The sequence below is a fragment of the Acinetobacter sp. RRD8 genome (genome assembly GCF_031844225.1).
Classification (GTDB): Bacteria; Pseudomonadota; Gammaproteobacteria; order Pseudomonadales; family Moraxellaceae; genus Acinetobacter.
Genome location: NZ_JAUZUU010000001.1, coordinates 301,396 through 321,413, shown reverse-complemented (window position 1 = coordinate 321,413; position 20,018 = coordinate 301,396). Strand labels below are relative to the sequence as shown.

At 43.6% G+C, this 20,018-nt stretch carries 18 protein-coding genes; 13 read left to right on the top strand and 5 right to left on the bottom strand.

Translation table 11 applies throughout. The features are described 5' to 3' along the window. Window positions 1-87 precede the first annotated feature (87 nt). From Q9R24_RS01605 to proB, 4 genes are all read left to right on the top strand, one after another. Complete coding sequence (locus Q9R24_RS01605; protein ID WP_311203568.1) at window positions 88-1,545, top strand: glyceraldehyde-3-phosphate dehydrogenase; 1,458 nt, start codon at window positions 88-90, stop codon at window positions 1,543-1,545. A 186-nt stretch (window positions 1,546-1,731) separates the two neighbouring features. Beyond that, window positions 1,732-2,106 (top strand): helix-turn-helix domain-containing protein, encoded by a 375-nt coding sequence (locus Q9R24_RS01600; protein WP_311203567.1) that lies wholly within the window; start codon window positions 1,732-1,734, stop codon window positions 2,104-2,106. Between the two features lie 408 nt (window positions 2,107-2,514). Continuing rightward, entirely contained in the window at window positions 2,515-3,732 is a 1,218-nt protein-coding gene (gene cgtA / locus Q9R24_RS01595) for an Obg family GTPase CgtA (protein ID WP_004646519.1), read from the top strand. A 27-nt stretch (window positions 3,733-3,759) separates the two neighbouring features. Next, window positions 3,760-4,893, top strand: a complete 1,134-nt coding sequence (gene proB / locus Q9R24_RS01590) for a glutamate 5-kinase (RefSeq protein WP_004279682.1) — start codon at window positions 3,760-3,762, stop codon at window positions 4,891-4,893. 75 nt (window positions 4,894-4,968) lie between these two features. On the opposite strand, the gene Q9R24_RS01585 is transcribed toward proB, so the two are convergent. After that, on the bottom strand, window positions 4,969-5,565 hold the full coding sequence (locus tag Q9R24_RS01585) for a phosphatase PAP2 family protein (RefSeq protein ID WP_311203566.1): 597 nt from the start codon (window positions 5,563-5,565) through the stop codon (window positions 4,969-4,971). Between the two features lie 164 nt (window positions 5,566-5,729). Continuing rightward, the gene (locus Q9R24_RS01580) at window positions 5,730-6,434 is read right to left on the bottom strand and encodes an SIMPL domain-containing protein (protein ID WP_004646521.1); all 705 of its coding nucleotides are present in this window, start codon (window positions 6,432-6,434) and stop codon (window positions 5,730-5,732) included. Between the two features lie 475 nt (window positions 6,435-6,909). Between Q9R24_RS01580 and Q9R24_RS01575 the strand changes: the two genes are divergently transcribed. From Q9R24_RS01575 to Q9R24_RS01535, 9 genes are all read left to right on the top strand, one after another. Further along, window positions 6,910-8,283: a diaminobutyrate--2-oxoglutarate transaminase gene (locus tag Q9R24_RS01575; protein ID WP_311203565.1), complete on the top strand. Its 1,374-nt coding sequence runs from the start codon at window positions 6,910-6,912 to the stop codon at window positions 8,281-8,283. Window positions 8,284-8,286: 3 nt separating this feature from the next. After that, the gene (locus Q9R24_RS01570) at window positions 8,287-9,819 is read left to right on the top strand and encodes an aspartate aminotransferase family protein (RefSeq protein WP_004279709.1); all 1,533 of its coding nucleotides are present in this window, start codon (window positions 8,287-8,289) and stop codon (window positions 9,817-9,819) included. Window positions 9,820-10,253: 434 nt separating this feature from the next. Further along, complete coding sequence (locus tag Q9R24_RS01565) at window positions 10,254-11,285, top strand: substrate-binding domain-containing protein (protein ID WP_004279710.1); 1,032 nt, start codon at window positions 10,254-10,256, stop codon at window positions 11,283-11,285. Between the two features lie 104 nt (window positions 11,286-11,389). Further along, on the top strand, window positions 11,390-12,769 hold the full coding sequence (pstC, locus tag Q9R24_RS01560; RefSeq protein ID WP_005107378.1) for a phosphate ABC transporter permease subunit PstC: 1,380 nt from the start codon (window positions 11,390-11,392) through the stop codon (window positions 12,767-12,769). Beyond that, the gene (pstA, locus tag Q9R24_RS01555; RefSeq protein ID WP_004279713.1) at window positions 12,769-14,160 is read left to right on the top strand and encodes a phosphate ABC transporter permease PstA; all 1,392 of its coding nucleotides are present in this window, start codon (window positions 12,769-12,771) and stop codon (window positions 14,158-14,160) included. The genes pstC and pstA overlap by 1 nt, the downstream gene beginning before the upstream one ends. A 13-nt stretch (window positions 14,161-14,173) precedes the next feature. After that, window positions 14,174-15,088, top strand: a complete 915-nt coding sequence (pstB, locus tag Q9R24_RS01550; protein WP_311203564.1) for a phosphate ABC transporter ATP-binding protein PstB — start codon at window positions 14,174-14,176, stop codon at window positions 15,086-15,088. 150 nt (window positions 15,089-15,238) lie between these two features. After that, entirely contained in the window at window positions 15,239-16,201 is a 963-nt protein-coding gene (gene sohB / locus Q9R24_RS01545) for a protease SohB (RefSeq protein ID WP_153566485.1), read from the top strand. Between the two features lie 109 nt (window positions 16,202-16,310). Beyond that, window positions 16,311-16,742: a hypothetical protein gene (locus tag Q9R24_RS01540; RefSeq protein ID WP_085064277.1), complete on the top strand. Its 432-nt coding sequence runs from the start codon at window positions 16,311-16,313 to the stop codon at window positions 16,740-16,742. A gap of 57 nt (window positions 16,743-16,799) precedes the next feature. Continuing rightward, window positions 16,800-17,039 (top strand): hypothetical protein, encoded by a 240-nt coding sequence (locus Q9R24_RS01535; protein WP_085064278.1) that lies wholly within the window; start codon window positions 16,800-16,802, stop codon window positions 17,037-17,039. A 72-nt stretch (window positions 17,040-17,111) separates the two neighbouring features. Here Q9R24_RS01535 and Q9R24_RS01530 read toward each other — a convergent pair whose 3' ends face one another. The 3 genes from Q9R24_RS01530 to hflD all read right to left on the bottom strand — a co-directional run bounded on the left by Q9R24_RS01530 (window position 17,112) and on the right by hflD (window position 20,016). After that, window positions 17,112-17,753 carry a DUF2238 domain-containing protein gene (locus Q9R24_RS01530; RefSeq protein WP_311203563.1) on the bottom strand — a complete coding sequence of 214 codons (642 nt, stop codon included), beginning with the start codon at window positions 17,751-17,753 and terminating at the stop codon, window positions 17,112-17,114. 88 nt (window positions 17,754-17,841) lie between these two features. Continuing rightward, entirely contained in the window at window positions 17,842-19,230 is a 1,389-nt protein-coding gene (purB, locus tag Q9R24_RS01525) for an adenylosuccinate lyase (protein WP_044112892.1), read from the bottom strand. A gap of 54 nt (window positions 19,231-19,284) precedes the next feature. Further along, complete coding sequence (hflD, locus tag Q9R24_RS01520) at window positions 19,285-20,016, bottom strand: high frequency lysogenization protein HflD (protein WP_004279723.1); 732 nt, start codon at window positions 20,014-20,016, stop codon at window positions 19,285-19,287. Between the last annotated feature and the right edge of the window lie 2 nt (window positions 20,017-20,018).

The window sequence follows — 20,018 nt, the reverse complement described above, 5'->3', positions numbered from 1 at the left end:
TTTGATTCAAACTTGCGGCCAATTCCATTACAATTGTCGGGTTTAGAAATTTATGCTTAGATTTACAATTAATTAGAGGACGTATCTGTGAGCAAAGACACTATTGTTGCCCTCCATGCAGAACACCAAGGTCGCTGGAAAAACCGTGAAGAACTTGCGGAACGTATGATTGCCCTTGTTGGCCAGTTATATCGTGAAAAAAATATTGTAGCTACAGTTTATGGTCGCTCTTTAATTAACCGTTCTGTGATTCAGATTTTGAAAGCACACCGCCGTACTCGCGTACTCGATGTTGAACTTTCTGTAGTTGATACTTTCCCAATTCTTGAAGCATTGGTGAAAGTAGACAACATCGGTTCTGCTGAAGTGGATCTGGGTAAACTTGCTGTTGAATTTAAAGCAAAAGGCGGCGACATCGATGCATTTGTTGCAGACGCTGTTAAATCGATCGAAGGCAATGCTGCTGCTGTAGAACATAAAGATGTCGTTCTTTATGGTTTCGGTCGTATTGGTCGTATCCTGGCGCGTTTGATGATTGGTCAATCAGGTCTGGGTCGTGGTCTTAGCCTGAAAGCAATCGTTGTTCGTAAATCATCGGATGGTGATTTGGAAAAACGTGCATCTTTATTGCGTCGTGACTCTATTCATGGTCCATTTGCAGGCACAATTTCTGTAGATGAAGAAAACGAGGCAATCATTGCCAACGGTAACTTTATCAAAGTGATTTATGCATCGAATCCTTCTGAAGTAGACTACACTGCATACGGTATCAACAATGCACTTGTGATCGACAACACAGGTAAATGGCGTGATGCTGAAGGTCTTGCTCAACACCTTAAATGCCCGGGCGCTGCTCGTGTGATTCTGACTGCACCTGGTAAAGGTGACATGAAGAACGTAGTTTACGGTGTAAACCAAGCGGATATCCTTGATGAAGATACGATCATCTCTGCTGCAAGCTGTACGACTAACGCTATTACACCTACACTGAAAGTATTACATGACAAATACACGGTGTTGAATGGTCATGTTGAAACAGTTCACTCGTTCACGAACGACCAGAACCTGATCGACAACTACCATAAAGCTGACCGTCGTGGTCGTGCTGCAACATTGAACATGGTTATTACTGAAACTGGTGCAGCGAAAGCAGTAGCGAAAGCGCTTCCAGCTCTTCAAGGTAAATTGACAGGTAACTCTGTACGTGTACCTACACCAAACGTATCTCTTGCGATTCTTAACCTGACTTTAGGTCAAGACGTTGATCGTGATGAAGTGAACGAATACATTCGTCAGATTTCAATCGGTTCTAGCCTGCAAGGTCAAATCGGTTATACCAACTCGACTGAAGTGGTATCTTCTGACTTTATCGGTTCACGCACTGCAGGTGTATTTGACGCGCAAGCAACGATCACTTCAGGCAACCGTTTAACTGCTTATGTTTGGTACGATAACGAAGTGGGTTATAGCTGCCAGGTATTACGTATTGCTGAACAAATGGGCGGCGTAAGCTATCCAAAAGTTCCTGCTGAAACTAATGCATAATTAGTATTTAGCTAAAAAAAAGAGCCTCATTTGAGGCTCTTTTTTTTATGATTTTTTTATTTAAAGTGAACTTTCTTAATCTATTAAGAATCAACAAATCTGCTTGCTGGCGAAATATGAATCTGATAACTTACAAAGAGTAAGTATATTAAAACGAGTAAGTAATAAAAATATGGTGAGAATAGTATGACAAATTATGCAATCAGCCCATTACTGGGGCAGGTTTTATCAACTGAATGTCCATCACGTGAAATATTGGAACACCTTGCTAATAAATGGTCGGTCTTGGTTTTGCGTTGCCTGAGTGAAAGGGTGCATCGTTTTAGTGAACTGAAACAACGCATTGAAGGGGTAAGTGAAAAAATGCTCTCCCAGACTTTAAAAATGCTAGAACAAGATGGTTTTATTTTGAGAACGGTTTATCCGGTGGTGCCGCCAAAAGTGGAATATCAATTGACGATTACCGGTTCACAAGCGGCTGAAAAAATCATGTATTTAATTGGCTGGATTGAAAAAAGTCTGCCAGATATTTTAGAACATAAACAAAATGTTATTAAATAGTTTTCATTAAATGGCAGGAATGCAGTGTTTGTGAAAATACAAAATTTGGACTTATCTTGGTTTATATAAAATACTGATTTTAAAAGGTGTCTGCATCAGAAAATCTTCTTGTGAACACGGCTTTTGAAAAATTTACTCCTCTATAAATTATTTTAAAAATCATTAAGAAATTCACAAAAAGAATTTCCAAAATAGGGGATAGTATTAGGGCAAAAGCGCTTGATTTCCTACCACTTCTTTTCCATCTTTTAAGCATTCTGTTTCTAAATCTATGCCTTAGATAGGTCAAATAGGCTTGGTGAGAAAACGACTAACTAAGATTTATGGGATTGCTGCATAATTCTATTCGAGAAATTCTTTAAAATATGGCAGAATATGGGGTTTTAAAGTTTTTAGAGGATTGGCAATATGCGCTTTGTTGATGAAGCAGTCATTACCGTAGAGGCTGGCGACGGTGGCAATGGCGTAGCCAGTTTTCGCCGTGAAAAATTCGTGCCATTTGGTGGTCCAGATGGTGGTGATGGTGGTCGTGGCGGCAGCATTTATATTCAGGCTGACGACGACACCAGTACGCTAGTTGATTATCGTTATACACGTAAATATCGTGCAGAACGAGCAAAAAATGGCCGTGGGGCGAACTGTGCTGGTCGTGGCGGTGAAGATACCGTATTAAAAGTTCCGGTAGGAACAACAATTGTAGATGTAGAGTCTGGTGACATTATTGGCGACTTGATCGAAGACGGTCAACGCGTGAAAGTTGCAGCAGGCGGTGATGGTGGTTTAGGTAATACCCACTTTAAATCATCGACCAACCGTTCACCACGTAAATGTACGCATGGTCAAAAAGGTGAATTCCGTGAAATCCGTCTAGAGCTTAAAGTTCTGGCAGATGTCGGCTTGCTAGGTATGCCAAATGCGGGTAAATCAACCTTCATTCGTGCAGTCTCGGCAGCAAAACCAAAAGTTGCAGATTATCCATTTACCACCATGGTGCCAAACCTGGGTGTGGTCGATGCCGATAGTCACCGTTCATTCGTGATGGCGGATATTCCGGGCCTGATCGAAGGCGCATCTGAAGGTGCAGGTCTTGGGATTCGCTTCCTGAAGCACTTGGCGCGTACCCGTATCTTGTTACACATCGTTGACGTACAGCCGATTGATGGCTCAGATCCGGCACATAATGCTAAAGCAATTATGAAAGAGTTAGAAAATTTCTCCCCAACGCTTTCAAAACTGCCGATCGTATTGGTGCTGAACAAAGTCGATCAGTTGGCTGAAGAAACACGTGAAGAATGGTGCACCCATATTCTTGAAGAATTGCAGTGGGAAGGCCCAGTTTTTGAGACTTCTGGCTTAACGGCTGAAGGCACCAAAGACGTAGTTTACTACCTGATGGATCAGATCGAAGAGCAACGTGAACGCGAAGCTGAAGATCAAGAATATGCAGCAGAAATGAAAGCATTCCGTGATCAGCTTGAAGCTGAAACACGTGAACAAACCATCGCTGCAAAAGAAGCGTATCGTGAGATGCGTCGTCAGCAACGTCTTGCCGGTATTCTGGGCGATGACGAAGATGATGAAGATGGCGATGATGATAGTGATGTGGAAGTGTACTACGTACGCTAATCTCTGAGAAAAGAGTCTGAGGACAAGATGATAGAAGTGGTAGATGGGCAGCGTCAGCTCAAGGGTTGTAAACGAATCGTTGTTAAAATCGGATCATCTTTACTCACAGCAAATGGACAAGGTTTAGATTTAGATGCTATCTCGCATTGGGCGGGACAAATCGCAGATCTACACAATGCAGGACACGAGATTATTCTGGTGTCTTCCGGTGCTGTGGCTGAAGGTATGGTGCGAATGAAACTTGAGAATCGACCCACTGATCTACCCAGTCTTCAGGCTTGTGCTGCCATCGGTCAGATGGGCCTGATTCATACCTGGTCAAGCGTACTTGAGAAGCATCAGATTCGAACTGCGCAAGTATTGTTAACCCATGATGATCTGGCAGATCGTCGTCGCTACCTCAACTCATGTGATGCCTTGCAGAACCTGATTGATTGGCGCGTGATTCCGGTGATCAATGAAAATGACACGGTTTCGACTGACGAAATTCGCTTTGGTGACAACGACACGCTTGCGGCCATGGTGGCAGGTCAGGTTCATGCAGACCTTCTGATTATCTTAACGGATCAGGAAGGGATGTTTGACTCAGACCCACGGTCTAATCCAGATGCCAAACTGTTCCATACCGTACGTGCGATGGATGAAAGTCTGTTTGATATGGCCGGTGGAGGCGGTAAATTTGGTCGTGGTGGCATGCTGACCAAAGTTCGTGCTGCACGTCTGGCTGCAAAGTCGGGCTGTCCGACCTTAATTGCAAGTGGTGATAGTGATGGTGTTCTATCACGTCTAATGTCTGGCGAATTGTTAGGCACCTTATTTGTCACTGACAAAGACCGGATGACAGCGCATCAGCAATGGTTGGCGGCTCACTTGCAAACCGCAGGTCGTTTGGTGATTGATGATGGTGCAGTAAAAGCCATTAAAGACAATCATCGTAGCTTGTTGCCTGTAGGCGTCAAAGCTGTTGAAGGTCACTTCGAACGTGGTGATGTGGTGGAATGTGTTGATACACAAGGTCACCGGATTGCTGTAGGGCGTGTCAATTTCAGTTCGCGTTCAGCAGATATCGTTCGTGGTCTGGCATCGGATAAAGTACATCAGGTGTTAGGTGAAGCACGTTCACTAGAAATGATTCATCGCAATCATATGGCGATTTATTGAGTTATTCAGATTCAAGTTTAGAGATTCAAAAAGTCCCGCTTTCGAGCGGGATTTTTTATGACATTTTAATTATATTTATTTAATCCAGCCCATTCGAATTAAAGGCGAAAATAACCAATAATGAATACCCAAAATAAAGTTCATGATTTGATTCTCATATTTCCACCACAATGGTAATCCAGCTAAATTTACTGTTATTGCCATCAGGAATGCACCCAGCATATCAATCGGAAAATGCACACCGACATAAACACGCGACCACGCTACCAGCCAAGCTGTCCAGATTAGAATTCGTCCCAAGTCTCGCTGCGGTGAAAAATAATAAGCGAAGGCAATTCCACTAAAAATACTCATATGGTTGCTGGGAAAAGAACCAGTCGGTGCATGTTCAATCAGGGTGCGACCAACATCCATCACAAACGGGCGTGGGGTATTAAGGATCGCAGACAATATCTCGCTGATCGACAAGGTAATAGCTGTAAAAATAAATGCTTTGATAATCCCCATTTTTACTTGGTAACTACCACGGAACCAGGCAATAGAAAAAATCAGCAGAAAGAGATAAACCAGGTCATGCGCAATCAGGGAGGCATAGTCGATCATCCAGATTGAGGCTTGGTCGGGTACATTTAAGATATGAAACAGGTAAAGATTCAATTGGTCAAGGGACATGAGCAGAGAGGACTGGAACAAATGTCCGTTACTCTAAACCGGTCAAACCTTAATTCCTACCTGAGTTTGTATGAATTTGTAGCCTCGGTTTTTAAAGAATATTCACATGATAAAAAACCACCCAAAAGGGTGGTTCTTAAAAGTGCGAATAATATAATGAAGTCTTATTTAAACTGAATCGCCCCATTCGCGCTGACCGTCATTTGCGATTCGCCCGCCGCAACTTCCTGCTCAGGAACCGCCATATCAGCCGATGCAGATTTCATCATGGCCATACGCGGTACTGGCTGTGGTGAATAGTTATTAGTATTCAGGTTTAAGTTCACCAGTTGATAACTCGGTTTGTTCCAGGTCTGGGTGAGTGCCTGTGCGCGTTGCTGGAAGTTTTTGGTGGCTTCAATCATCAGCTCGCTTTCAACTTTTTTACGCTTTTCGTCAGATACCTTGAAATTAATTGACTGGGTCTGGAAGTGCTGTTGTAATTCAGCAATCAATTGAGATGTCGCTTTAAAATCTTTTGATTCCAGACGAATCTGGGCACGACCACGCCATTCTTTCAATTTGCGGTTGTCATTGTCATAAATAGGATAAGTGCTTTGTGCCCCAGTCTCGATTTTCACAGTTGGATATTTGCGTGCTGTAGCAATTGCTTGATTCATCAGCTGGTTAATTTGAGTGGCCAGTTCAGCCGGCTGTTTGTTGGATTTTTCAATATAAAGCACAGCATGCATTTCATCATTTGAGATTTCACGGCTGGCCTCTGCTGAAAGATTAACAACATTATAATTCAGAGATTCAGCAGGAGCTGCAAATGCGCCTGTGGCGAGGGTGCTGGCAAGGATCAAACTGGTAAGTGCTAAGAGACGCATGAAATTGTCCTGTTTTTCTTAAAATTGGCCATCTAAGCCGTTGTTAAAATATTAAATCTCAATTGTGATCTTTTTACGAAATATTTGTCGTAAGAGTGTTAAATTCTCTTTAATTTTATCTCATTATTTAATTTATATTTATTTTTAATAATTAAATACTTAATGAATAATTTTAAGATTGGTTACCTGAATGCCGCCTGCGCTACAAAAAACCATAAAAGAACACGCTTTTCTTTCTGCTGTCACACTGTAAGATGATGATTTAGGGGATGGATTAGCATGATGTTTTTTTTCGATAAAGATTAGGACAAAATGTGACTGAAAGTTGTTTATTTTCCTGAAAAATTCGGTATCATCCGCCTCCTAGTTATTCGAATACAAAACTGCTAGCTAGAACCTTTATAAAGCGCCGAGTCAAAGGACCAAACGTCACCAGACTTATTTCTTTCACCCATATCAGAGATGGTAATTCGATATGAGCGTTACTTCTGTAAACCCTGCCACCAATTCCACAAACGAATACTACTTGACTCGCCAAAGTCAGATGGAATCGAATGTGCGTAGTTATCCACGTAAATTACCGTTAGCGATAGCGAAAGCACAAGGTTGCTGGGTTACCGATGTTGAAGGTACTGAGTACCTTGATTGTTTAGCTGGGGCAGGGACGTTGGCTTTAGGCCATAATCATCCTGCAGTCATTCAAAGTATCCAGGATACAATTGCAAGCGGTTTACCATTGCATACCCTGGATCTTACTACTCCTTTAAAAGATGCTTTTACTGAAGCACTTCTTTCTTATCTTCCAGGTGGCCAAGAAGAGTACTGCTTGCAGTTCTGTGGTCCATCCGGTGCAGATGCAACTGAAGCCGCGATTAAACTGGCGAAAACCTTTACCGGTCGTAGCTCAGTGATCAGCTTTTCTGGCGGCTACCATGGTATGACTCACGGTGCATTGGCAATGACAGGTAACCTGTCTGCGAAAAATGCAGTGAACGGTTTGATGCCGGGTGTACAGTTCATGCCGTATCCGCATGAATACCGTTGTCCATTGGGTCTTGGTGGTGAAGCCGGTGTTGATGCCCTGACTTACTACTTTGAAAACTTCATTGAAGATGTAGAAAGCGGCGTGACCAAACCTGCAGCTGTGATTCTTGAAGCGATTCAAGGTGAAGGCGGTGTGGTGACTGCGCCAGTAAAATGGTTGCAAAAAATCCGCGAAGTGACTGAAAAACACAATATCGTGTTGATTCTTGATGAAGTTCAGGCTGGTTTTGCACGTTCAGGCAAAATGTTTGCATTCGAACACGCAGGTATCGAACCTGATGTTGTAGTGATGTCTAAAGCCGTAGGTGGTAGCTTACCGCTTGCCGTACTTGGTATTAAACGTAAGTTTGATGCTTGGCAGCCAGCAGGTCATACCGGTACTTTCCGTGGTAACCAATTGGCGATGGGTACAGGTCTTGCAACGATCAATACCATTAAAGAACAGAACCTGGCTCAAAATGCACAAGAGCGTGGTGATTTCCTGCAAGCTGAACTTAAAAAACTGGCTACTGAATTCCCGTGTATCGGTAACGTGCGTGGCCGTGGTCTGATGATCGGCGTTGAAATCGTAGATGAGCGCAAAGATGCGGATCATATGGGTTCTTTACCTGCTGATGGTCAGTTGGCTGCAGCGATCCAAACCGCTTGTTTCAACAATAAATTATTGCTTGAGAAAGGTGGTCGTAACGGTACAGTGATTCGTTTACTTTGCCCGTTGATCATTACTCAAGACGAATGTGTTGAAGTGATTACTCGTTTCAAAAAATCGGTTGCTGAAGCACTAGTTGCAGTTCGAGGCGCATAATTCATGGTAGATTTCGCAGAACATCGTAAAGCGTTACTCTGCAATGATGCTGCATCCATTGCTGACTATCAGGCTGGCATGGACCAAGCGACCAAAGCGGTTGCGGCATGGTTGCAAAACGACAAAATGTACACTGGTGGCAGCATTAACGAGCTGCGCAGTGCGATTGCATTTAACCCTTCAAAAGAAGGCTTGGGTGTAGAAAAATCTCTTGAGCGTATGGTTGAGCTATTTCTCAACAAGAGCTTAAAAGTTCATCATCCGCACTCACTTGCGCATCTTCACTGTCCAACGATGGTAACTAGCCAGATCGCGGAAGTGCTGATTAACGCAACCAACCAGTCAATGGACTCATGGGATCAAAGCCCGGCCGGTTCGTTGATGGAAGTTCAGCTGATTGACTGGTTACGTCAAAAAGTGGGCTATGGTGCAGGTCAGGCCGGTGTATTCACTTCTGGTGGTACACAGTCTAACTTGATGGGCGTATTGCTGGCGCGTGATGCTTGCATCGCGAAAAACTGGAAAGACGAAAACGGTAATCCGTGGTCGGTTCAGCGCGATGGTATTCCTGCGGATGCGATGCGTAATGTCAAAGTCATCTGTTCTGAAAATGCACATTTCTCTGTGCAAAAGAACATGGCGATGATGGGCATGGGCTTCCAGTCTGTCGTGACTGTACCTGTGAATGAAAATGCACAGATGGACGTAGACGCGCTGGAAAAAACCATGGCGCATCTTCAGTCTGAAGGCAAGATCGTGGCATGTGTGGTGGCAACAGCGGGTACAACGGATGCTGGTGCGATTGATCCATTGAAAGCAATTCGTGAAATCACCAATAAATATGGCGCGTGGATGCACATCGATGCGGCATGGGGTGGTGCACTGATTCTATCCAATGACTATCGTTCTATGCTGGACGGGATTGAGCTGTCGGATTCGATCACGCTTGATTTCCATAAGCATTATTTCCAAACCATTTCTTGTGGCGCGTTCCTGCTGAAAGATGAAGCGAATTACCGTTTCATGCATTATGAAGCAGAGTATCTGAACTCCGCTTATGATGAAGAACACGGCGTTCCGAATCTGGTGTCTAAGTCGCTACAAACCACGCGTCGTTTTGATGCATTGAAATTGTGGATGACAGTTGAAGCACTGGGCGAAGAGCTTTATGGTTCGATGATCGATCATGGCGTGAAATTAACCCGTGATGTGGCAGACTACATTAAAGCGACTGATGGTCTGGAGCTTCTGCTTGAGCCTCAATTCGCGTCTGTCTTGTTCCGTGTGGTTCCAGCGGGATATCCGGTTGAATTACTCGATACGCTCAATCAAAACGTAGCAGACGAACTGTTTGCGCGTGGTGAAGCGAACATTGGTGTGACGAAAGTCGGTCAGGTTCAGTCTCTGAAAATGACTACTTTAAGCCCGGTTGCAACGCTTGATAACGTGAAGAACTTGCTGGCATTAGTGCTTGCAGAAGCGGATCGTATCAAAGATTCAATCGCTGACGGTACTTATACGCCACCCATTGCATAAGTGATGGTGGTGTGAAAAAAAGGAGATCGAAATGATCTCCTTTTTTGTGCGCTTAAAAATAAAAAAAGGTCCTTTCCCAGATCGAAATTCCTCACAAAAACACGGAAGGTCTGAATCCCGTTTGGCCTGTTATTTATTTGTCATAGGCTTATGTAAAACTGGGGAGCAGGATTTATCCTGAGTTCAGGTTTATAAAAATTGTTACATGTCATTGGTCTAAAATTTTTATTGAAGTGAATGACAAAAAGAACTTAATCATTGAAATCCATAAAAATTTAATCAAGAAAAAACCGCTAGATTAAAAATCACTAAATCGTAATAAAGCTGTAACTTATCTGTCATATTCTAAAATCAAAATGCAGGTATCGAAAGAAGTACAAAACTGAATAAAAAGTGGTGTACTCCAAATTTGCATAAATGAGAGAGATACTAGAATGCGCTTTACAAATATAGCTTTAGCATTAGCAGTAACCGGGGCAACTGCTGTAACGACTGCACACGCAGCTCGTGACACCATTCAAATTGCAGGTTCTTCAACTGTACTTCCTTATGCCAGTATCGTGGCGGAAGAATTCGGGAATACTTTTCCTCAGTTTAAAACACCAGTTGTCGGTTCTGGCGGTTCTTCAGGTGGTTTAAAGCAGTTCTGTAATGGCGTGGGTGATAACACCATTGATATCGCAAACTCTTCGCGTCAAATCAAAAGTACTGAACTGGCAGAATGTAAAAAGAATGGCGTTAACCAGGTACTAGAAATCAAAATTGGTTATGACGGTATTGTATTTGCATCGAATGCTAACAAAGCAGCTTATAAACTGCGTCCACAACATGTCTTCGCTGCACTTGCTGCACAACTTCCATCAAATGGCAAAATGGTCGCTAACCCGTACACGCGTTGGAACCAAATTGACAAAGCACTTCCAAATGAACCAATCACCCTGGTAATTCCTGCATCGAATCATGGTACGCGCGAAGTCTTCCAGGAGAAAATGGTGGATGCAGGTTGTGAAACATACGCTGCAATTAAGTCTTTAGACAAAGATGCCAAGAAAAAAGCTTGTACAACATTCCGTAAAGATGGCCGTGTGGTTGAGATTGCCGGTGACTATACCGAAACATTGGCACGTTTAAAAACTTCTCCAAGTGCGGTAGGTGTGTTTGGTTTAGGTTTCTATGATCAGAACCGTGACCGTCTACGTGTTGCCACAGTGAACAATGTAGCGCCTTCTGAAAAGACCATCTTGAATGGTGCTTATCCGGTATCACGTCCATTGTTCTTCTATGTGAAAGGCGAGCACTTGAAATCGATCAAAGGCTTACCGCAGTTCACAGAATACTTCCTGAACAAGAAAGTATCTGGCAAAGGCTCTAAGCTGGAAAAAGCAGGTCTGATTTCAATGTCTGATAAAGAACGTGCGGCAGTCCTGGCAAATTTCAAGGCTGGTAAAGCGGTTGTTGTGAAGTAATAAATGATTTTGAAAACGCTGGTGGTAGGGTCAACCTACCATCGGCTTTTTGCGATAAACAAGTTTTTTCAAACCATGAAAATTGAAAAAACAGTGGAGAATACATGAATCTGCTACTTATAGGTGTGTTATTGGCCATCATGGCCATAGCCTATCAAATCGGATTAAGTAAAAGCCGTAGCTTAGCAGGTAAGGGAAGCAATTCTGCAAACTTACACTCGCGTCCCGGATATTATGGTGCCCTGGTTGCACTATGGTGTGGTATCCCTGCGTTTTTAATTTTGATTGTTTGGAACATGGTGGAACCCACTTTTCTGGAGCAGGTGGTACTCAACCATTTGCCAGAAAATGTTTCTGCTAGTCTGGATCCGGCAAGTCTGAGTGTTGTGATTGATCGCGTTCAGGCACTTGCCTCAGGTTTCGGGGTCAGTGATACACCTGCAGCCTATGAAGTTGCAGCAGCAGAACAGTTGGCTAAATTCTCGACCATTGGTACCTTTGCCAAATTGGCAGTCGTGATTTCGGCTGCGCTGGCCGGTCTGGTCTGGGCCAAGAAACATATTAGCCAGGAATTCCGTGCACGTAACCAAGTCGAAAAAATGATTAATATCGGCCTGGCATTGTGTTCAGGTGTGGCGATTCTGACCACTCTCGGGATTGTGATGTCGATGTTTGGCGAGGCAATGCGTTTCTTCAGCTTCGTCAGCCCACTGGATTTCTTCTTTGGTACCCAATGGAACCCGGGGTTTAGCACCTCTGGCAGTGCCGAAGGTAGTTATGGTTTATTGCCACTGCTCTGGGGCACGCTCATGGTCAGCGGGATCGCACTTTTAGTTGCAGTTCCGGTTGGCCTGATGATTGCGATCTATCTGGCAGAATACGCTTCACCGCGGTTCCGCTCTTGGGCAAAACCCACGATTGAAGTGCTGGCGGGTATTCCTACGATTGTCTATGGTGTTTTTGCCTTGATGATCATCGGTCCATTCCTTAAAAGCATGGGTGCTCTGGTCGGACTCGAAATTAATGCGACCAGTGCGCTAACTGCCGGTCTGGTCATGGGTATCATGATCATTCCATTTGTATCTTCTCTGTCAGACGACATCATCACTCAGGTGCCGCGTGCCTTACGTGATGGTTCTTTGGGCTTGGGCGCGACCAAATCTGAAACGATCCGTCAGGTGGTTTTACCCGCGGCTCTACCGGGTATTATCGGTGCGTTCCTGTTGGCGGCGTCACGTGCAATTGGTGAAACCATGATCGTGGTTCTTGCAGCCGGGAACAGCCCGCAGTTGCATGCCAATCCGCTTGAAGCAGTATCCACGGTCACGATTACCATCGTGAATCAGCTAACTGGCGATACTGATTTTGCTAGTCCACAAGCACTGGTGGCCTTTGCACTAGGACTGACGCTATTCGTCATTACCTTGGGTTTGAACATTGTTGCACTGATCATCGTGCGTAAATATCGTGAGCAATACGACTAATGAGTACTTCAAATACAACGCCTGTGGATCAGCGTATTGATCCATCCATCGCCGCCGAGCTGCGTGAAAAGCGTAAGAAGACCATTCAAAGCTCTTTGGCACGACGTCATCGTAAAGAAAAAACCTTTCGTTTATTTGGTTTCTCTGCGGTACTGGCAGGTCTGTTCTTTGTGGTATTGCTGTTCGGGAGTATTTTATCCAAAGGTTTGCCTGCATTCTGGCAGAGCAGCATGAGTTTGCCGATTCATTTCGATCCTGCCATTGTGGATATTGGTCCAAAACCGAAGCCAGCTGCAGGAGAATCTCCAGCACAGTTTGAAGATCGCTTTATCGCATGGCAGACCGAAGTGGGAATGGTAGATTGGGATGCCCTGATTATCAACGGCATGATTGCCAAAGACAGCAAGCTGGAAAGCCAGCGTGATGAACTGGGTTCTTTATATACCAGTTCTGAGGCGTACCGCTTGCGAGACATGGTCATGAATGATCCGAGTCTGGTCGGTCAAAGCAAGGAAGTGAAAATTCTGGCGGATGCCAATGTCGATGTCTGGCTGGCGGGAAATATTGACCGTGATCTTCCCGATGAACAGCAGCAGCTCAGTCCTGAAGTACGTCAGGTGGCGGACGAGATGAAAGCCTCTGGTGTGATTGAAAATAGTTTCAATACCAATATTTTCACCAGTCCTGACTCGCGCAGTTCACCAGCAACTTCTGGCTTGGCAGGCGCCTTTATGGGCTCGCTGTTCATGATGATGATTGTGATCTTTATCTCGATTCCAATCGGGGTGGCCTCCGCGATCTACCTGGAAGAATTTGCTCCGAAAAACTGGATTACCGATGTGGTCGAAGTCAATATCAACAACCTGGCAGCCGTACCATCGATTGTCTTCGGTCTATTGGGTGCAGCGATCTTCATTGGCTGGATGCATTTGCCACTGTCAGCCCCATTGGTGGGTGGTCTGGTACTGAGTCTGATGACCTTACCGACTGTGATCATCACCACACGCGCATCACTTAAAGCGGTTCCACCTTCGATTCGTCAGGCAGCTTTGGGCCTCGGTGCTTCCCGCATCCAGACAGTATTTCATCACGTCTTGCCTTTGGCTTTGCCGGGTATTTTGACGGGCGCAATCATTGGGGTCGCACAAGCTTTGGGTGAAACTGCACCATTGTTATTAATCGGGATGAGTGCTTTTGTTGCCAGCGTTCCAGCCACACCATTTGATCAGTCAACGGCTTTACCGGTGCAGATTTTCTTATGGCAAGGCAATGAATTACGTAACTTCTTTGAAGGGCGTACCGCAGCAGCAATTATTGTACTTCTGGCCATGATGATCAGCTTGAACAGTCTGGCCATCTGGTTACGTAAGAAATTTGAAGTCCGTTGGTAATAGGGGCAGAATCATGAACACAACTGTTATTCAAAATTCCTTAAAAAAGGATCAAATCGTGAATCCACAACAGACACAATTCACCTCGGATGAGGCGACTCAAAAGCTGGCAACTCCGTTTGTTTCCCAGTTCGATACGCAAAGCAGCAGCAAAAAAGATGCGAAGTCGACGAATGTGAAACTTAGTACTTCTGATGTGCATGTGTACTATGGTGAAGCGGAAGCGATTAAAGGCATTGACCTGAACATTTATGAAAATGAAGTGATTGCTTTTATTGGGCCATCAGGCTGTGGTAAATCGACCTTTCTGCGTACCTTAAACCGCATGAACGATACCATTGATAGCTGCCGTGTGACCGGTAAAGTCATGCTGGACAATCAGGATATTTATGATCCAAACCTAGATGTGGTCTTGCTACGTGCACAGGTTGGTATGGTTTTCCAGAAGCCGAACCCATTCCCGAAATCAATCTTCGATAATGTCTCCTATGGTCCAAAACTGCATGGTTTGGCGCGTGACAAGTACGATCTTGAAGAAATTGTAGAAGGCAGTTTGCGTAAAGCTGGTTTGTGGGAAGAAGTGAAAGATCGTTTAAACCAGCCGGGAACAGGTTTATCGGGTGGTCAGCAGCAACGTCTGTGTATCGCGCGTACCATTGCAGTCAGCCCGGAAGTGATCCTGATGGATGAACCATGTTCAGCACTTGATCCCATTGCAACCGCTAAAGTAGAAGAGCTGATTTCTGAGCTTTCTACCCAATACACGATTGCGATTGTAACTCACTCCATGCAACAGGCAGCACGTGTATCGGATCGTACTGCTTATTTCCATTTGGGTGATCTGATTGAAGTCAACTCGACCGAGAAAGTCTTTACCCAGCCAGATCATCAGTTGACTGAAGCCTATATTACCGGGCGTTTTGGTTAATCCGATATATAAAAAAAGAGCCGTAAGGCTCTTTTTTATAGGTGAAATAGATGGTGATAATCGTAATAATTCTCGAAATAAAGTTGAAAAAAACCGAAATTGACCTAATCTAAAGGGATAAATCCGAATTAAATAGAGAATAGATTTTTTATGTTATTTCATACTCCGAAACTGTCCGCTGAAATCCGTATTAGTCATCTCAATGCGCGCATCAATGAACAACGAAAAAAAATAGCGCAAACTACTGGGTCTAAACTGGAACTTTTACAGTTATCGCAACAACTGTCAAAAGAAGCGCGTGCACGTAAGAAAACCAATCAAAAAATCTATGTGCTCGATTTTAAAGGTGATATGGCGGCTTCTGCGGTAGAAGGCTTACGTGAAGAAATCACCTTGATTCTGGCCACAGCCAAAGCAGGTCGTGACCGCGTTGTAGTGCGTCTGGAAAGTCCGGGGGGCATGGTCCATGGTTATGGACTTGCAGCAGCTCAACTGGTGCGGTTACGTGAGGCAGGTTTTCATTTGACCATCTGTGTCGATAAAGTGGCGGCCAGTGGCGGTTATATGATGGCATGTATTGCCAATGAGATTATTTCTGCACCATTCGCGATTGTCGGTTCAATTGGTGTAGTTGCTCAAGTCCCCAACTTTAACCGCCTACTGAAAGACAATAAAATCGACTTTGAGCTCTATACCGCAGGTCAGTATAAACGTACCGTGACCATGTTTGGTGAAAATACTGAAGAGGGTAAAGCCAAGTTTGAAGAAGAATTACAGCAAACCCATGCTTTATTCAAACATTTCGTTGAGAAGTATCGCCCGCAGCTGAATATTGAAAAAGTGGCCACTGGTGAGCATTGGTATGGTCGGGATGCGCTGGATCTAAATCTGGTGGATAAACTGCAAACCTCAGATGAATACCTGCTCAACTTGTTGACCCAACATGATATCTATTCCATCCAGACCCGCAAGAAACCAACTTTGGGTGAAAAACTCGGCCTGCAAGCAGCGCAAATTGCTGATTCACTGATACCCACTGTCATGAATAAAGTTATGGAAAGCTTAAGTAAAGCAAACGCAAATCTGGTGCAAATACGTGATCCAAAACTTTAATCCAATTGATCTTGAATGAATTTTAAAGCTCACTTCGGTGGGCTTTTTTATTTTTTGAAATCATATTGTTATGATATAAGTGGAGTACTCTGATTGAGTCTAGGCTCATATGCTCACGTTTATTTTGTTGCTTGGTTTTTTTAGTATCGTATTTATTCCGATGTTATGTATGCTTTATTCTGAAGCAAAATTAACTCAGGATAATTCTAAGAAGGTTTTGTTTTGGCTGAGTTTTCTACCCGGCGTTTGTATCTTTCTGCTGTATAGCTTTCTAAAGCCCAATGATCCACCTGTTATTCCATCGCAGGAATGTGGTGTTGTGCAGTTTTATCAGATGCATAAAGTTCGAGGTGGTAATGAATTTGAACGTGTGAGTATTCGCTTTGATGGCGCTCAATATAGTCGGCATTTATTCTTCGATAAGCATCTGGATAAAATTCCTCAAGGCCAAAAGGCCTGCTTTGAATATCTAGATAAGTTCAAATATCCACATTTGTCAGAATCTAAGTTTGTTCAATGGCTTGAATCGAATGAAATGTAAATCATCATTGAAACTAATCAGATAAAATAAAGCATATTTTATTGTTAGAGCAGAAACATGGCTATAGCTGAAGCATTTCTTGCGACGCAAAATTGTTATTTTAATTATGAATTTGAAGAACTTTATTTAGAGGATGATTTTCCTGAGGAGTTATCTGTGTCACTGCGTGGCATGATATTCCGTCATGAGATTCAATATCCTGATGCAACCTATTTCATTTATTACAGTGAGATGTTGACGGGGAATGAACTGCAAAAAATGAAGGATGATTGGATGCGATATTGTCCACATTCATAATTGAAGATATGAATGTAATTAAATGCGTGATCCAAAACTTTAATTCAGCTATTAGATTGTGATTTTAAAAGCTCACTTCGATGAGCTTTTTTGATTTTTCGGTATCAATTGCAGCCCGCCTATTATCGCCGCGCCAATCGTAGCAAGCAAGATGTCTTTGTGCGCATCCCACATATCACCTTGTTGTCCATTATAGTTTTCAGCTTCCTCAGGAGATAAACCAATGGCAATCAGCCATTCCAGCCATTCATAGAGCATGCTGCTGGCCACCACAAACTGAATCACCAGCAGGAAAATGACCACGGGTTTTTGCTGCGGCAACCAGACCTGAAACAGGCGATGGAAAATTGGATAAAGTAATAATCCGTAGGCCAGATGGACAAATCGGTCGAACATATTACGTGACCAGTGCATCGCTTCATTCAGATTAAAGCCAAAAATCTGTTCAATCCACTGGTTATAAGGCACATAAGAATATAGATAGTGTGCAGCAATCACATGAACAATCAGAAAAAGAATATATAAATTAAAACTTAAAAAATTCAGGCCGATTTTATACAGGCAGATGAGCAGCATGATGATCATGAAAACTGTCCCTGCCTGATGCAAGAGATAAGCTTCCAGTTCTAAAGGACGAATACTGGCAAACAAAATCGCCAGAATTAAAATGCCCAGGCTCGTGTAATGTTTGGCGGAAAGTCGATGATCAATCATGTCGTTATTATGAAATATCTTTTTAGAATAAAATACATTATAAATAAAAAGGCGAAGCCTGAGCTTCGCCTTTTCGTCTTATTGCAAATTAGATTTTTGCAATCAGCTCAGCTACCTGTTTAGCTTGATCAGCAGCATTACCTGTATATGATGCAGGTGTCATTTCCGCTAAACGCGCACGGTCAGCAGCAGGAACAGCTTCTAACTCGTTACCGTTTACGAAATCTACCATCATGTCGCGAGTCATGGCTTGACCACGAGTCAGGGCTTTTAGTTTTTCGTATGGTTTTTCAACGTTGTAACGACGCATTACAGTTTGAATAGGCTCAGCCAATACTTCTTGGGCATTATCCAAATCTTCATTAATACGCGCAGCGTTCAACTCAAGTTTGCCAATACCTTTAGAGCAAGCTTCAAAAGCAATTAAGCTTTGCGCAAAACCAACACCCATGTTGCGAAGCACAGTAGAGTCAGTCAGGTCACGCTGCCAGCGAGAAATTGGCAGTTTTTCGCCAAGGTGTGCAAGTACAGCATTGGCAATACCCAAGTTACCTTCAGAGTTTTCAAAGTCAATTGGGTTAACTTTGTGTGGCATGGTTGAAGAACCAACTTCGCCTTCTTTTAGTTTTTGCTTGAAGAAACCAAGAGAGATATAGCCCCAAATGTCACGGTTAAAATCGATCAGAATAGTGTTGAAACGACGTAGCGCATCAAACAGTTCAGCCATATAGTCATGTGGCTCGATTTGAGTGGTGTACGGGTTGAAGTCTAGACCCAAAGACTCTACAAATGCTTGTGAATGCGCAGGCCAGTTGATGTCTGGGTAAGCAGAGTAGTGCGCATTGTAGTTACCTACTGCACCATTGATTTTGCCCAGTAGCTCAACATTTTTGAACTGTTTGATTTGACGTGCAAGACGGTAAGCCACGTTCGCCATTTCTTTACCCAAAGTTGTTGGGCTTGCAGTTTGACCATGAGTACGAGACAACATTGGCTGGTCTGCATGCTTTTCAGAAAGCGCAACGATTGAATCGATGATTTGCTGCATAGATGCAACCAGTACATCACGACCGCTTTTCAGCATTAAGGCATGTGACAGGTTGTTAATATCTTCAGACGTACATGCAAAGTGAATGAATTCACCGGCATTTTTAAGTTCTTCGATACCAGCGATTTTTTCTTTCAGGAAATACTCAACCGCTTTAACGTCGTGGTTAGTGGTGCGTTCGATCTCTTTGATGCGATTGGCGCCATCTTCAGAAAAATCGCTCACAATCGCATCAAGCGCTGCATTAGTTTCGCCTGAAAACGCCGGTACTTCAGTAATTTCCGGGTGGTTTGCAAGCGCTTGTAACCAACGCACTTCAACAGTCACACGAGCATGGATTAAACCAAACTCAGAAAGAAAAGGACGTAGAGCATCACATTTGCTCGCGTAACGTCCATCTAATGGAGAAAGTGCAGTTAAAGCGTTCATATCGATTCCTTAGATTTTGGAATTAAACGTAAAACGAAACACGTGCAGCATCAGTTAAACCACCTGAAACTGTAAACGCGCTAGATTCTGAATATCTTGTAGCAACTTGCGTTTGCCAAATACCATGCCCCAAGAGCTGCCACCGAGCTGACGCCACAGGTGTGCCATTTGCAAACCGGTAAATAAAGACGCACGAATGCGGTTGGTGTGTCCGGCATCCTTAAAGGCTTCGGCATTGCCACGTACCATAATGCGCGGATTAATCTGTCCGGCAGTATCGACATAGGTTTGAGCTAGATTGGCAATGATGCTGGGGTGCAGGTAATTATTATCAAAGAAAGAAAGCTGTCTGAGAATTTTCTGTTGGGACTGTTCAATAATTTCAACAAATTTGGGATTGCTATAGACCTTCTTTTCTAACTGAAGAAGTGCCATTGCATAGCTCATGGGAAGTTTGGTGCTGGAAAGTTTTGGAATTCTGGATTTTGGAGAAGTATTGAAGGGTTGAATGATGCTGCTTTCTAATATTTTTAAACCTAAGGAAATATCAGCCAGTTGATTAAAAAAGTCTAGGGTCTGGGCATTTTGATTACTGCCGGGACGGATATTAAGACTGGCTCTAATCAACTGTTCAAAATAAAAGTTACCACTTTCACCAATGCTTTGCTGACCTGTCAATGCTGTCATATGGGTCAGCTGGGTGGCCTGAAACACACCCGCTAATGCCAAAGCACGATTTTGACGAGTATTCAACGTTGTGGCTGGTTGAAATGGTAACTCCGTCATGC

Excerpts from the sequence above, each read along its gene's own strand:
- Q9R24_RS01600 (WP_311203567.1), top strand. The coding sequence starts at position 1,732 with ATGACAAATTATGCAATCAGCCCATTACTGGGGCAGGTTTTATCAACT.
- cgtA (WP_004646519.1), top strand. The coding sequence starts at position 2,515 with ATGCGCTTTGTTGATGAAGCAGTCATTACCGTAGAGGCTGGCGACGGT.
- proB (WP_004279682.1), top strand. The coding sequence starts at position 3,760 with ATGATAGAAGTGGTAGATGGGCAGCGTCAGCTCAAGGGTTGTAAACGA.
- Q9R24_RS01585 (WP_311203566.1), bottom strand. The coding sequence starts at position 5,565 with ATGTCCCTTGACCAATTGAATCTTTACCTGTTTCATATCTTAAATGTA.
- Q9R24_RS01580 (WP_004646521.1), bottom strand. The coding sequence starts at position 6,434 with ATGCGTCTCTTAGCACTTACCAGTTTGATCCTTGCCAGCACCCTCGCC.
- Q9R24_RS01575 (WP_311203565.1), top strand. The coding sequence starts at position 6,910 with ATGAGCGTTACTTCTGTAAACCCTGCCACCAATTCCACAAACGAATAC.
- Q9R24_RS01570 (WP_004279709.1), top strand. The coding sequence starts at position 8,287 with ATGGTAGATTTCGCAGAACATCGTAAAGCGTTACTCTGCAATGATGCT.
- Q9R24_RS01565 (WP_004279710.1), top strand. The coding sequence starts at position 10,254 with ATGCGCTTTACAAATATAGCTTTAGCATTAGCAGTAACCGGGGCAACT.
- pstC (WP_005107378.1), top strand. The coding sequence starts at position 11,390 with ATGAATCTGCTACTTATAGGTGTGTTATTGGCCATCATGGCCATAGCC.
- pstA (WP_004279713.1), top strand. The coding sequence starts at position 12,769 with ATGAGTACTTCAAATACAACGCCTGTGGATCAGCGTATTGATCCATCC.
- pstB (WP_311203564.1), top strand. The coding sequence starts at position 14,174 with ATGAACACAACTGTTATTCAAAATTCCTTAAAAAAGGATCAAATCGTG.
- sohB (WP_153566485.1), top strand. The coding sequence starts at position 15,239 with ATGTTATTTCATACTCCGAAACTGTCCGCTGAAATCCGTATTAGTCAT.
- Q9R24_RS01540 (WP_085064277.1), top strand. The coding sequence starts at position 16,311 with ATGCTCACGTTTATTTTGTTGCTTGGTTTTTTTAGTATCGTATTTATT.
- Q9R24_RS01535 (WP_085064278.1), top strand. The coding sequence starts at position 16,800 with ATGGCTATAGCTGAAGCATTTCTTGCGACGCAAAATTGTTATTTTAAT.
- Q9R24_RS01530 (WP_311203563.1), bottom strand. The coding sequence starts at position 17,753 with ATGATTGATCATCGACTTTCCGCCAAACATTACACGAGCCTGGGCATT.
- purB (WP_044112892.1), bottom strand. The coding sequence starts at position 19,230 with ATGAACGCTTTAACTGCACTTTCTCCATTAGATGGACGTTACGCGAGC.
- hflD (WP_004279723.1), bottom strand. The coding sequence starts at position 20,016 with ATGACGGAGTTACCATTTCAACCAGCCACAACGTTGAATACTCGTCAA.